This window comes from Halomonas sp. M4R1S46 (genome assembly GCF_025725685.1).
Lineage (GTDB): Bacteria > Pseudomonadota > Gammaproteobacteria > Pseudomonadales > Halomonadaceae > Halomonas.
Genome location: NZ_CP107008.1, coordinates 2,816,187 through 2,829,562 on the forward strand (window position 1 = coordinate 2,816,187; position 13,376 = coordinate 2,829,562).

Annotated in this window: 11 protein-coding genes; 9 read left to right on the forward strand and 2 right to left on the reverse strand. The window is 71.3% G+C overall.

Annotation, left to right across the window (positions count from 1 at the left end; genetic code table 11):
- Nucleotides 1–88 precede the first annotated feature (88 nt).
- A complete protein-coding gene (locus OCT48_RS13200) occupies nt 89–781 on the reverse strand; it encodes a CBS domain-containing protein (protein ID WP_263589593.1) in 693 nt (230 codons plus the stop codon).
- Nucleotides 782–967: 186 nt separating this feature from the next.
- Nucleotides 968–1,972: a LacI family DNA-binding transcriptional regulator gene (locus OCT48_RS13205; protein ID WP_263589594.1), complete on the reverse strand. Its 1,005-nt coding sequence runs from the start codon at nt 1,970–1,972 to the stop codon at nt 968–970.
- A gap of 352 nt (nt 1,973–2,324) precedes the next feature.
- On the opposite strand from OCT48_RS13205, the gene rbsK reads away from it, so the two are divergent.
- The 9 genes from rbsK to OCT48_RS13250 all read left to right on the forward strand — a co-directional run bounded on the left by rbsK (nt 2,325) and on the right by OCT48_RS13250 (nt 13,372).
- Nucleotides 2,325–3,278: a ribokinase gene (gene rbsK, locus OCT48_RS13210; RefSeq protein ID WP_263589595.1), complete on the forward strand. Its 954-nt coding sequence runs from the start codon at nt 2,325–2,327 to the stop codon at nt 3,276–3,278.
- 20 nt (nt 3,279–3,298) lie between these two features.
- Nucleotides 3,299–4,288: a nucleoside hydrolase gene (locus tag OCT48_RS13215; RefSeq protein WP_263589596.1), complete on the forward strand. Its 990-nt coding sequence runs from the start codon at nt 3,299–3,301 to the stop codon at nt 4,286–4,288.
- Nucleotides 4,289–4,597: 309 nt separating this feature from the next.
- Nucleotides 4,598–6,622 (forward strand): transketolase, encoded by a 2,025-nt coding sequence (gene tkt, locus OCT48_RS13220; protein WP_263589597.1) that lies wholly within the window; start codon nt 4,598–4,600, stop codon nt 6,620–6,622.
- Nucleotides 6,619–7,686 carry a transaldolase gene (gene tal, locus OCT48_RS13225; RefSeq protein WP_263589598.1) on the forward strand — a complete coding sequence of 356 codons (1,068 nt, stop codon included), beginning with the start codon at nt 6,619–6,621 and terminating at the stop codon, nt 7,684–7,686. Before tkt ends, tal begins: the two co-directional genes overlap by 4 nt.
- Before the next feature lie 74 nt (nt 7,687–7,760).
- Nucleotides 7,761–8,576 (forward strand): outer membrane protein OmpK, encoded by an 816-nt coding sequence (locus tag OCT48_RS13230; protein WP_263589599.1) that lies wholly within the window; start codon nt 7,761–7,763, stop codon nt 8,574–8,576.
- A gap of 70 nt (nt 8,577–8,646) precedes the next feature.
- A complete protein-coding gene (locus tag OCT48_RS13235) occupies nt 8,647–9,915 on the forward strand; it encodes a NupC/NupG family nucleoside CNT transporter (protein ID WP_263589600.1) in 1,269 nt (422 codons plus the stop codon).
- A gap of 63 nt (nt 9,916–9,978) precedes the next feature.
- Complete coding sequence (gene deoC, locus OCT48_RS13240) at nt 9,979–10,755, forward strand: deoxyribose-phosphate aldolase (protein WP_263589601.1); 777 nt, start codon at nt 9,979–9,981, stop codon at nt 10,753–10,755.
- A complete protein-coding gene (deoA, locus tag OCT48_RS13245; RefSeq protein ID WP_263589602.1) occupies nt 10,755–12,083 on the forward strand; it encodes a thymidine phosphorylase in 1,329 nt (442 codons plus the stop codon). Before deoC ends, deoA begins: the two co-directional genes overlap by 1 nt.
- Nucleotides 12,080–13,372 carry a phosphopentomutase gene (locus tag OCT48_RS13250; protein ID WP_263589603.1) on the forward strand — a complete coding sequence of 431 codons (1,293 nt, stop codon included), beginning with the start codon at nt 12,080–12,082 and terminating at the stop codon, nt 13,370–13,372. Before deoA ends, OCT48_RS13250 begins: the two co-directional genes overlap by 4 nt.
- Nucleotides 13,373–13,376: the final 4 nt, after the last annotated feature.

The following is a 13,376-nucleotide window of genomic DNA, read 5'->3' on the forward strand; positions in this document are numbered from 1 at the left end:
AACGGAAGGGACGATTTGACGCAGGGTGTCGCACCGCCCTCTCGCGGGGGCGGCGGTCGGTACGGCGGGCGGATGACGTCGGCTCGGGCTAGGCGGCGCCCATGCCCTTGGGCATGAAACCCAGGTTGTTCTCCACGGCCTTCACGCCCTGGGTGTTCTCGGCGGCGACCTGGACCGCCCAGCGCTGCTCCTTGCTTTCCACCAGGCCCCATAGCTGGACGTGGCCGTCGGAGACGATGACATTGAGGCGATCGACGATCACCCCGGTATGGGCATCGACTTCCTTGAGGATGGCCTCGCGAATCGCCCGGTCATCGGCCAGCGGCGCGTCGCCCGGCGACGCGACCGAGAAGCCGCGCAGCAGGTTGGCACGACTGACGATCCCCACCAGGCGACCGTCGCGGACCACCGGCACTCGCTTGATGCCCCGCTTCTCCAGCAGCGCCGCGATGCGATACAGCGGCTCGTCTTCCTCCACGGTGACCGGTGACGGGGTCATGATCTCGCCGGCCAGACGCCCGTGGGTGCGCACATAATCGGCGTCCTTGTCCCCTGTGGAGAATAGCCGCAGCCACCAGGAGCCCTGCGCCTTGTCCGCTTCATCGCTCTCGATGCGGCGAATCAGGTCGCCCTCGCTGACGATGCCGAGCACCCGGTCGTCCTTGTCGACCACCGGCACGGCGCTGATGCCATGCTCCAGCAGCAGGCTGGCGATCTCGCTGACTTCACTGTCGGGGGACACCGTGATCACATTGGGCGTCATGACGTCGGCGGCATGCATGGTGAGACCTCCAGAGCATGGGAATGCGTTAGGCGGTAGCGGCGGCCGTTTCCGGCCTGTCGCTTGTCAGCATAGCAAGCCTCGCCGGTCCAGGCCTCGACCCGCGACAGGATTGTCGGCCCGCGGGAGCGCCGGCATGCCCGGAAGAGGTGCCGGCGGGCGCTTGCGGCGACGGCAACTGAGCGGTTATTGGCTCGCCGACAGCGTCCGCACGGAATCGCGCACTACCAGCTCCGGTGCAATCTTGAGGTGCTCGACGCTCGTCGCCTTGTCGGCGATGGCCGCCGTCAACAGGCGGCTGGCTTCCCGGCACAGGGCCCCCGCCTGTTGACGCACGGTGGTCAAGGCGGGGGTGAAAAGGCGCGCGATCTCGATGTCGTCGTAGCCGATCACCGAGAGATCCCCGGGCACCTGCAGCCCCTGTCGGGTCGCCTGGCTGATTGCCCCCAGCGCCGAGAAGTCGTTGAAGGCGAACAGCGCCGTGGGGCGATGTGTCCCGCCGCACAGTCGACGCACCGCCGCCTCCCCGCTGTCGATATCCATGTTGCCGGCATGCACCCAGTCGGGCTCGAGGAGCAGGCCCGCCTCGGCCAGAGCACGCCGAAAGCCGCGAAAACGCCGCATCGACTGGTGATGCCGCTCGGGTCCGGCGATACAGCCGATCGCCCGGTGGCCCTGCGCGATCAGGTGGGACGTCGCCAGGTAGCCGCCGAGTTCGGAATCATCGCTGACGCTGGTCAGGTCGGGCGTGTCCGAATCCAGCATCACCACCGGGAAGCTGCAGGACGCCAGCAGTTCCAGGTAGGCCTCGGAGAGCACCGACTCCAGCACCAGCAGCCCATCGATGCGCCGCCCCTTCAGCGTGCGGATGTAACTGCGCTGCTTGTCGATGTCGCGCCCGGAGTTGCACAGGATCAGGTTGAAGCCGGCCGCGTAGAGCTCGGCCTCGAGCCGGGCAACGATCTCGGCGAAATAGGGGTTGGTGGAGCTGGTGACGATCATCCCGATGGTGTGCGTCACGTTCTTCTTCAGCGACTGCGCCGAGGTGCTGGGGGTGTAATCGAGCCGCTCGATCGCCGCCATGACCCGTTCGCGGGTCGCCGCCTTGACGAAGCGCGTGCCGTTGACCACATGGGACACGGTCGAGACGGACACCCCCGCCTCCCTGGCCACATCGGTAATCGTCACCATCGGAAGCGGCCACTCCCGCCCCACGCACCCGTCGCTCGCCTGCCGCTCATCGTCTCTCCTGTCTGCCGCCCGGATCGCCAGCCCCGGCCCGCGCCACGGCGTCGCCGTGCCGGCCCTCGCCACACCCAGCATAACGTATTGATTCATCGAGTAGCAGCGCTCTCCGCCTCGGTCGGGCTCACCGCCGCCTCGCCATGAACCATGCCGGGATCGGCACCATGATACCCCGAGCGGCGCAGAGAAAAACGTTTGCGCAAACGTTTTTCTCTGCGCTAGGGTGAGCGCAACCCATCGATCCCTGGGCCCCGCGACGCCCTGGCCGACCGTCCATCAACCCCACAGGGTGACTGCAGTGACCACCGCCCCCATCACTCCCCCCCGGGACGCCACCTCGGCTTCCCATGCCGACGCGGTCGTCGTCGGCAGCCTCAACATGGACCTCGTGGTCCGCACGCCGCGCGCCCCTCACCCCGGCGAGACCCTGCGCGGGCGCCACTTCTCGGCCACCCCCGGCGGCAAGGGCGCCAACCAGGCCGTGGCCCTGGCGCGCCTCGGTGCGAGCACCGCGATGGTCGGCCGCATCGGCGACGACGCCTACGGCCGGGCGCTGCTGGCCAACCTCGATCGCGAGGGCATCCGCTGCCGCGGTGTGCAGACCAGCGCCGACACCGAGACCGGCGTGGCCATGATCCAGGTCGACGACACCAGCCAGAACAGCATCGTGATCATCCCCGGCAGCAACGGCGAACTGTCCGCGGCGGACGTGGCCGGCGCCGACGCCCTGCTGGCCCATGCCCGGCTGCTGGTCTGCCAGCTGGAAGTGCCGCTGGCGGCGGTACGCGAGGCGCTGGCCCGCGCCCGTAGGCACGGCACCACCACGCTGCTCAACGCCGCCCCGGCCATGACCCTGCCGCAGGACGTCCTGGCGCTGGTCGACTGGCTGGTGGTCAACGAGAGCGAGGCCGCCGCCCTCTCCGGCCACCCCGTCGGCCATCCCGACGAGGCCGTCCAGGCGATCCGCCGCCTGCGCCGGTCGGGCTGCCGCCGGATCCTCGTGACCCTGGGCGCCCACGGCGTGGTCGCGGCCGACGAGGATGGCCTGCACCACCACCCGGCCCCGCGAGTGGCGGCCGTCGACACCACCGGAGCCGGCGACACCTTCGTCGGCGGCTTCGCCACGGCGCTGCTGCGTGGAGAGGCCGTGGCGGCGGCAGTCCGCGAGGGCCAGGCCGCCGCCGCCCTCGCCGTGACCCGCGCCGGCGCCCAGGCGTCGATCCCTCACCGCGACGAGCTCGCCCCCCACTGACGCCCCACAGGAGAATGACGATGGCCACCCAGTCCCCCACCAAGGTGCTCTTCGACACCGACCCGGGCATCGACGACGCCATGGCGCTGCTGTTCCTGCACCGCCATCCAGGCCTCGACCTGCAGGGCATCACCACGGTGCACGGCAATGCCCGCACCGACACCACCACCCGCAACGCCCTCTACCTGGCCGAGCGCTTCGGCCTCGAGGTACCCGTCGCCCGCGGCGCCACGGAACCCCTGGCGATGGCCAAGTCCGCGCCGCCGACCGTCGTCCACGGCGACGACGGCCTGGGCAATGTCGGCCTGTCCTTCGCGCCGACCCGCCGGCCGGACCCGCGCCCGGCCTATCGACTGATCATCGAGACGATGCGACGCCACCCGGGCGAGGTGACGCTGATCGCCGTCGGCCCGCTGACCAACCTGGCCCTGGCGCTCAAGGAGGACCCGGCGATCGCCGGCCTGGTCAAGGAAGTGGTGGTGATGGGCGGCGCCTTCGCCATCGGCGGCCAGGGTGGCAACATCACCCCGGTCGCCGAGGCCAACATCCACGGCGACCCCCACGCCGCCGACCTGGTCTTCACCGCCGCCTGGCCGGTCACGGTGGTCGGCCTGGACGTCACCCATCGGGTGCTGATGCGCAACGCCGACTTCCACCGCCTGCGCGAGCAGGGCGGCGAGGACGGCGACTTCATGTGGCGGATCTCGCGCCACTACGTGGGCTTCTATTCCGAGCGCGAGGCCATCGACGGCTGCTATATCCACGACTCCAGCGCCGTGGCCTATGTCCTCGACCCGAGCCTGTTCGAGACGCGCCGCGGCCCGGTGCGCGCCGTGCGCGACGGCCTGGCCATGGGCCAGACCATCCAGCGCCCCGATGACCGGGACTTCCCGCCCAATGACTGGGACGGCCGGCCCTCGCAGCGGGTCTGCGTGGACGTCGACGGCCCGCGCCTGATGACGCTGTTCATGGATACCTTTATCTCCCCCGACCGGCCACAGCGGGAATGAGCGCTCTCGCCACACGCTTTTCAGCGGGTCGCCGGGGACAAGGCGAAGCGAGGGTCCTTTGCCAGGGGTGAGGCGGAAGGAGAGGAACATCCAGTGGATGTTCCTACCGCCGAACGGGTTGGCCATGGATGGCCAACCCAGGCCCTGCAAGCGGCGCAGGAAGCAAGAGCGCCGCAGGGCGGCGGTAGCGCCCAGGGACGGGTTCACAGCGCCCTCGCGATGGTCCGACACCTCGGGGCTTGTCGCCGGAAAAGGCCCGCCTCCACAGCCCACGATCGACCACTGCCCTTCACAAGCTGGACACCGACAATGACAACGCCCGATACCCCTACCCTCGCCAACGCCCTGCGCGCCCTGTCCATGGACGCCGTGCAGCGGGCCGGCTCCGGCCACCCCGGCATGCCCATGGGCATGGCCGAGATCGCCGTCGCCCTCTGGCACCGCCACCTGCGCCACAACCCGGCCAATCCCGACTGGGCGAACCGCGACCGCTTCGTGCTCAGCAACGGCCACGGCTCGATGCTGCTCTACGCCCTGCTGCACCTGACCGGCTACGACCTCTCGCGCGACGACCTCGCCGCCTTCCGGCGGCTGCACAGCCGCACCCCGGGCCATCCCGAGCTCGGCTATACCCCCGGCGTCGAGACCACCACCGGCCCGCTGGGCCAGGGGCTGGCCAATGCGGTGGGCCTGGCGCTCGCCGAGAAGCTGCTGGCCGAGGCGTTCAACCGTGATGGCTTCCCGATCGTCGACCACCACACCTACGCCTTCGTCGGCGACGGTTGCCTGATGGAGGGCATCAGCCACGAGGTCGCCTCCCTGGCCGGTACCCTGGGCCTCGGCAAGCTGATCGTGCTCTACGACGACAACGGCATCTCCATCGACGGCGAGGTCGCGGGCTGGTTCACCGACGACACCGCGGGACGCTTCGCGGCCTACGGCTGGCAGGTGATCCCCGCCGTCGACGGCCACGACGTGGCGGCCGTCGACGCCGCCATCGCCCGAGCCAGGGCCGACGACCGCCCCACCCTGATCGCCTGCCGGACGCTGATCGGCAAGGGCGCCCCCACCAAGCAGGGCAGCCACGCCAGCCACGGCGCGCCGCTGGGCGACGCCGAGATCCGCGCCGCCCGCGAGGCCCTGGGCTGGCCGCACGCGCCCTTCGCGATTCCCGACGACGTGGCCGAGGCGTGGAGCGCCCGAGAGCGCGGCGGGCGCGACGAGGCCGCCTGGCGGGCACTGTTCGCCCGCTACGCCGAAGCCCATCCCGAAGCCGCCGCGGACTTCGAACGCCGCCTCGCCGGCAGGCTACCCGAGGACTTCGCGGCCCGGGCCCGACAATGCCTCGAGGCCGTGGCCGAACGGGCGGAGACACTCGCCACCCGCCAGGCCAGCCAGCAGGCCATCCAGGCCTTCGCCGAGGGGCTGCCGGAACTCGTCGGCGGCTCGGCCGACCTGGCGGGCTCCAACCTGACGCTCTGGGACCAGGCCCGCGCGGTCACCCGCGACGGCGGCGGCAACTATGTGCACTACGGCGTGCGCGAGTTCGGCATGGCCGCCGTCATGAACGGCCTGTGCCTACACGGCGGCCTGCGGCCCTTCGGCGGCACCTTCCTGATGTTCTCCGAATACGCCCGCAACGCCCTGCGCATGGCCGCGCTGATGAAGATCAACCCGATCTTCGTCTTCACCCACGACTCCATCGGCCTCGGCGAGGACGGCCCCACCCACCAGCCGGTGGAGCAGACCGCCACCCTGCGCCTGATGCCCAACATGGACGTCTGGCGCCCCTGCGACGCCGTGGAGACCCGGGTGGCCTGGCAGGCCGCCCTCGAGCATAGCGCCACCCCCACCAGCCTGATCCTCAGCCGCCAGGCGCTGCCCGCCCAGCCCCGCGATGCCCGACGGCTGGCCGAGATCCGTCGCGGCGGCTACGTGCTCGCCCGGGAGAGCGGCCCCCTGGACATCGTGCTGATCGCCACCGGCTCCGAGGTCGAACTGGCCGTCGAGGCTCGAGCGCGACTCGCCGATGAGGGCCTCGAGGCCCGGGTGGTGTCGCTGCCCTCGACCTTCGCCTTCGACCGCCAGGACCGCGACTACCGCGACGCCGTGCTGCCACCCGGCGTGCCGCGCCTGGCGGTCGAGGCCGGGGTCAGCGACTACTGGCGCAAGTACGTGGGCCTCGACGGCGATGTCGTGGGGCTCGACACCTTCGGCGAGTCGGGCCCGGCCGACGCGCTCTACCGCCACTTCGGCCTCACCGCCGAGGCCGTGACCGAACGGGCCCGCCGGCTGCTGGCCCCCCGCCCCGCCACCCAGGAGGTTTCCCCATGAGTCGTCTGAGTCGCATCGCCGAGTTCGGCCAGCAGGTCTGGCTGGACAACCTGTCGCGCCGCCTGCTGGAGAGCGGTCGCCTCGAGCGCTGGGTCGAGGAGGACGCCATCGCCGGCGTCACCTCGAACCCGGCGATCTTCCACAAGGCCATCGCCGAGGATCCGCTCTACCGCGACGACCTGGCGCGGCTGCGCGACCAGGAACCCGACCTCGAGCGCCGCTTCGAGGCGCTGGTGCTGCCCGACATCCGCGCGGCCTGCGACCTGCTGCGCCCGCGCTTCGAGGCCTCCGGCGGCGAGGCGGGCTATGTCAGCTTCGAGGTCTCGCCGCGCCTGGCCCAGGACGCGGCCGCCACCCTGGCCGCCGCCGAGCGCCTGTGGGCCGCCATCGACCGGCCCAACGCCATGATCAAGATCCCGGCCACCCGGGCCTGCCTGCCGGCCATCCGCGACGCCATCGCCGCGGGCCTCAACGTCAACGTCACGCTGATGTTCTCGCCGCGCCACCTCGACGCGGTCTTCGCCGCCTATCGCGACGGCCTGGCCGCCCGGCACGCCACCGGAAAGCCGGTCGACCACATCCGCGCCGTGGCGAGTTTCTTCCTCAGTCGGGTCGACACCCTGGTCGACGCCCAGCTACCGGAGGCCGCCGCCCACCTGCGCGGCCGCATCGCCGTGGCCTCGGCCAAGGCCGCCTACGCCCGCTGGCAGGCGACCTTCGCCGGCGAGGCCTTCGCCGCACTGCGGGCGGCCGGCGCCCGCCCCCAGCGCTGCCTGTGGGCCAGCACCGGCACCAAGAACCCGGCCTATTCCGACGTCCTCTACGTGGCAGAGCTGATCGGCCCCGACACCGTCAACACCGTGCCCGACGCCACCCTGGCGGCCTTCGCCGACCACGGCGAGGCGGCCGAGACGCTGACCGCCGGCCTCGCGACGGCCCGCGAGCAACTCGCCGAGCTGGACGCCCAGGGCATCGACCTGGACGACATCGGCGAGCGCCTGCAGCGCGAGGGCCTGGCGGCCTTCGACCGGGCCTACGACGAGCTGCTGCGTCTGGTCGGCTGACGTCCCTTCACGGCCGGTCGCCCGCCCGGCCACCCCCGATACCCCCTCAAGCACAACGACAACGCGAGGACCCCATGTCTTACCCTGCACGCCGCCAGCCCCTGACCATCGCCGGTACCGCCCTGCTGGCCGGCATCGCGCCCATCGCCCAGGCCGACGCCCTGACGCCGATCTGGTCGTTCGCCAACGCCTCGATCAACTACCTCGACTGGTCCGACGGCACCGAGCGGCGCACCGCCAGCAACGCCGCCAAGGGCGACTTCTTCTACCTCGAGCTCGAGGGCGGTGTGGGCTTCGACTGGGGCGAGTTCTACGGTTTCTACGATACCGAGAACCCCCACAACGACACCCTCGAGGACGACACCCGCGACAACCGGCGTAGCGCCGCCAAGGTCACCTCGCATCTCTATCTCGGCGAGACGCCCTTCTCGCTTTACTTCCACGTCTACGACTTCCGCGACTATGGCTTCAACAGCGAGGAGCAGGACCGCATCGCCGGGCTGGGCTATCGCCACACCTTCCCGGGCGGCCTGTGGATCAAGCCCTTCCTCGGCAAGGCCTGGGTCGAGAGCGGCGACGGCGGCTACGACGGCGAGAACGGCTACATGGCCGGCTGGGTGCTGGGCTACGACTTCGAGGCCTTCGACGAGCGCTTCAGCCTGACCAACTGGCACGAGCAGACCTTCGCCCGCGACGACGATCACCTGCGCCGGAACTACGTCAACGGCCCGGCCGGAGGCGTCGGCACCAACGGCGCGGCGGCCCTGTGGTGGCACCCGACCGACGCCATCACCACCGGCGTGCAGTATCGCTACTCGCACAACAAGCTGGGTACCGCCGACGACTACCAGAATGCGATGATCTACACCCTGAAGGTCAACTTCCTGTGACGTACCACTTCCCGTGAGCCATCGCCGGTCATGAGACCGTGCCCATGCCGCCAACAACAAGGATCTCACCATGACCCTGCTCATGAGCCTCGTCGGGATGGCGACGTTGATCGTCATCGCCCTGATCTTCTCCTCCAATCGCCGGGCGATCCGCCTGCGCACCGTGGGCGGCGCCTTCGCCATCCAGGCCGGCCTCGGCGCCTTCGTGCTCTACGTGCCCGTGGGCCAGACGGTGCTGGAGACCGTGTCCGACGCGGTCAGCCAGGTGGTGCTCTATGCCAACGACGGCATCGACTTCCTGTTCGGCGGCCTGGCCAACGTCGAGTCGGTGGGCTTCGTGTTCGCCATCAAGGTGCTGCCGGTGATCATCTTCTTCTCGTCGCTGACCGCCGTGCTCTACTACCTCGGCCTCATGCAGTGGGTGATTCGCCTCCTCGGCGGCGCCCTGCAGAAGGCGCTCGGCACCTCGCGCACCGAGTCGCTCTCGGCCACCGCCAACATCTTCGTCGGCCAGACCGAGGCGCCGCTGGTGGTGCGGCCCTTCATCGCCCGCATGACGCCCTCGCAGCTGTTCGCGGTGATGTGCGGCGGCCTGGCCTCGGTGGCCGGCTCGGTGCTGGCCGGCTATGCGGCGCTGGGCATCCCCATGGAGTACCTGGTGGCCGCCTCCTTCATGGCCGCCCCCGGCGGGCTCTTGTTCGCCAAGCTGCTGATGCCCGAGACCCAGACGCCGAACGACGACATGGTCGAGGCGGAGGAACGCCTCGATGCCGAGGAACACCATCCCAGCAACGTGCTGGACGCCGCGGCCGCCGGGGCCTCCTCGGGGCTCGCCCTGGCCGCCAACGTCGGCGCCATGCTGCTGGCCTTCATCGGCCTGATCGCCCTGATCAACGGCATGCTCGGCGGCGTCGGCGGCTGGCTCGGCGTGGAGTCGCTGAGCCTGGAGCTGATACTCGGCTGGCTGTTCTCGCCGCTGGCCTTCCTGCTCGGCGTGCCCTGGGAGGAGGCGACGCTGGCCGGCTCCTTCATCGGCCAGAAGCTGGTGGTCAACGAGTTCGTCGCCTATATCAACCTGGCCCCCTACATCGACGGCGAGCGGGTGGTCGCCGCCACCGGCGAGGTGATGTCGGCCCACACCACGGCGATCCTGTCGTTCGCCCTGTGCGGCTTCGCCAACCTGTCGTCCATCGCCATCCTGCTCGGGGGCCTGGGCAGCATCGCCCCCAGCCGCCGTCACGAGATCGCCCGGTTTGGCATCAAGGCCGTGTTGGCCGGTACCCTGTCCAACCTGATGTCCGCCACCCTGGCCGGTTTCTTCCTCGCGCTGGGCGCCTGAGGAGACCGGCACCCGCCGCGGCCAGCGCCGCGGCACCTCCATTCCCCTTTACAGGACGATCCCATGACCGATCTGCAACGCACTGCCCGCCAGGCCCTCTCGCTGATGGACCTCACCAGCCTCAACGACGACGACACCGATGCCACCATCGAGGCGCTGTGCCAGCGGGCCAAGACCCCGGCGGGGACGCCGGCGGCGGTCTGCGTCTACCCCAACTTCATCGTCCCGGCCCGTCGGGCCCTGACCGCCCACCGGCTCAACGACACGGTGCAGATCGCCACGGTCACCAACTTCCCCCACGGCAACGACGACGTCATGGGCGCCGCCCGGGAGACCCGCGAGGCCGTGGCCTCCGGGGCCGACGAGGTCGACGTGGTCTTCCCCTATCGCGCCCTGCTGGCGGGCGACGAGGCCGTGGGCCAGGAGCTGGTCGAGATGTGCAAGGCGGCCTGCGGCGACAAGACCCTCAAGGTGATCCTCGAGACCGGCGAACTCGAGGACCCGGCGCGGATCCGCCGGGCCGCGGAGCTCGCGGTCGCCGGCGGCGCCGACTTCCTCAAGACCTCCACCGGCAAGGTGGCGGTGAACGCCACCCTGGAGGCCGCCGAGGTCCTGCTCGAGGTGATCCGCGCAAGCGACCGCGACGTGGGCTTCAAGGCCGCCGGCGGGGTGCGCACCGCCGAGGACGCCGACGCCTACCTGGCCCTGGCCGAGCGCCTGATGGGGGCGGCCTGGATCACCCCGGCCCACTTCCGCTTCGGCGCCTCGGGCCTGCTCGACGACCTGCTCGTCACCCTCGGCCTGGCGGGAGGCGTCGCCGCCCCCGAGGCGGGCTACTGATGCTGCCCCAGGAGGCCATCCGCGCCAAGCGCGACGGCCAGTCCCTGGATGCCGCGACGATCCGCGAGCTGGTCGCCGGCATCGGTGACGGCGGCCTGGGCGATGCCCAGGTCGGCGCCCTGGCCATGGCCATCTATCTCAAGGGCATGGACGCCGCCGAGACCGTGGCGCTGACCGAGGCCGTCCGCGACTCCGGCGCGGTGCTGGACTGGTCGGGGCTCGACCTGCCCGGCCCGGTGCTCGACAAGCATTCCACCGGCGGCGTGGGCGATCTCGTCTCGCTGGTGCTCGGCCCCTGGATCGCCGCCTGCGGCGGCCATGTCCCGATGATCTCCGGCCGCGGCCTGGGCCACACCGGCGGCACCCTGGACAAGCTCGAGGCGATCCCCGGCTACTCGGTCACCCCGGACACCGCCACCTTCCGGCGCCTGGTCAGGGACGTCGGCGTGGCGATCATCGGCCAGACCGGCAGCCTGGCCCCGGCGGACAAGCGCCTCTACGCGGTGCGCGACGTCACCGCCACCGTGGAGTCGCTGCCGCTGATCGTCTCCTCGATCCTCGGCAAGAAGCTCGCCTGCGGCCTCGATGCCCTGGTCATGGACGTCAAGGTCGGCAGCGGCGCCTTCATGCCCACGGCGGAGGCTTCCAGGGAGCTGGCGGAAACCATCGCCGAGGTGGCCAGCCAGGCCGGCACCCCGACCACGGCGCTGCTCACCGACATGAGCCAGCCGCTGGCCCCCTGCGCCGGCAATGCCCTGGAGGTCCGCGAGGCCCTAGCGGTGCTGACCGGCGAGTGCCGCGACGGCCGCCTGCTGGAGGTGACCCGGGCGCTCGCCGCGGAGATGCTGCTGGCCGGCGGCCTGGCCGCCGACCGTACCGCCGCCCTGGCCCGCCTCGACGAGCGGCTGGCCTCGGGCGCGGCCGCCGAGCGCTTCGCGCGCATGGTGGCCGGCCTCGGCGGTCCCAGTGACCTGCTCGAGGCCGCCGACCGCCACCTGCCCGCCGCGCCGGTGGTGCGCGAAATCCGCGCCGAGCGCGCCGGCTATCTGCAGGGCCTGGATGCCCGCGCGCTGGGCATGGCGGTGGTGGAGCTGGGCGGCGGCCGCCGCGCGGCCCAGGACACCATCGACCCGGCCGTGGGCCTGAGCGGCATCGCCGCGCTGGGCGAGCGGGTGGCGGCCGGCCAGCCGCTGGCCGTCGTGCATGCCCGCAGCGAGGACGCCGCCGTGCGCGCCGAGCGTCAGTTCCTCGCCGCCCTCGAGCTCGGCGAGACGTCGGCCGGCGCGCCTACACTGGTACAGGACATCATCCGTCGGGAGGTCCCATGACCCGCGCCCTCGTGCTCGTCCTCGATTCCTTCGGCATCGGCGCCACCCCCGATGCCGCGGCCTTCGGCGACACCGGGGCGGATACCCTGGGCCACATCGCCGAGGCCTGCGCCCGGGGCGAGGCAGATCTCGTTCAGGGCCCAGAACACGGCCCTGGTCCCGCCGCCGGCACCACCCGCCAGGGCCCGCTGCAGCTCCCGAACCTGGGCCGGCTGGGCCTCTTCCACGCCCACCGGGAAAGCACCGGCGACTGGGCCGAGGGGATCACACCGCCGACGACCGTCGACGGCGCCTACGGCCATGCCCGCGAGATCTCCTCGGGCAAGGACACCCCCTCCGGGCACTGGGAACTCGCCGGGGTGCCGGTGCGCTTCGAGTGGGGCTACTTCATGGAGCGCGAGCACAGCTTCCCGACCGAGCTTCTCGAGGCGCTGATCCGCGAGGCCGAGCTGCCCGGGGTGCTGGGCGACTGCCATGCCTCCGGCACCGAGATCATCGCCCGCCTCGGCGAGGAGCACCGGCGCACCGGCAAGCCCATCGTCTACACCTCGGCGGACTCGGTGTTCCAGATCGCCGCCCACGAGGAGGCCTTCGGGCTGGCCCGGCTCTACCAGGTCTGCGAGATCGCCCGGCGCCTGCTCGAGCCCTACAACATCGGCCGGGTGATCGCCCGCCCCTTCACCGGCGACGACGCCGCGAGCTTCATCCGCACCGCCGCGCGCCGCGACTACGGCGTCGAGCCGCCCGCCCCCACGGTGCTGCAGCGCCTGCATGACGATGGCGGCCAGGTGGTGGCGATCGGCAAGATCGCCGACATCTACGCCCACTGCGGCATCTCGCAGACCATCAAGGCCAGCGGCCACGACGCCCTGTTCGACGCCACCCTGGCGGCGTTCGAGGCGGCCGGGGAGCGCACCCTGATCATGACCAACTTCGTCGACTTCGACATGGTCTACGGTCACCGCCGCGACGTGGCCGGCTATGCCGCCGCCCTGGAGGCCTTCGACGCCCGCCTCCCCGAGCTGCTGGAACGGCTCGAGGACGATGACCTGTTGGTGCTCACCGCCGACCACGGCTGCGATCCCACCTGGACCGGCACCGATCACACCCGCGAGCACGTACCGGTGCTCGCCGTGGGCGCGGGCCTCGCCGCCGGCTCGCTCGGCGCGCGCGCCAGCTTCGCCGACATCGGCCAGAGCCTGGCCGAGCACTTCGGCCTGCCGCCCATGGACGACGGCGAGAGCTTCCTGCCCGACGACAACCTTCCCCACGACGACAGGGAGAACTGACACG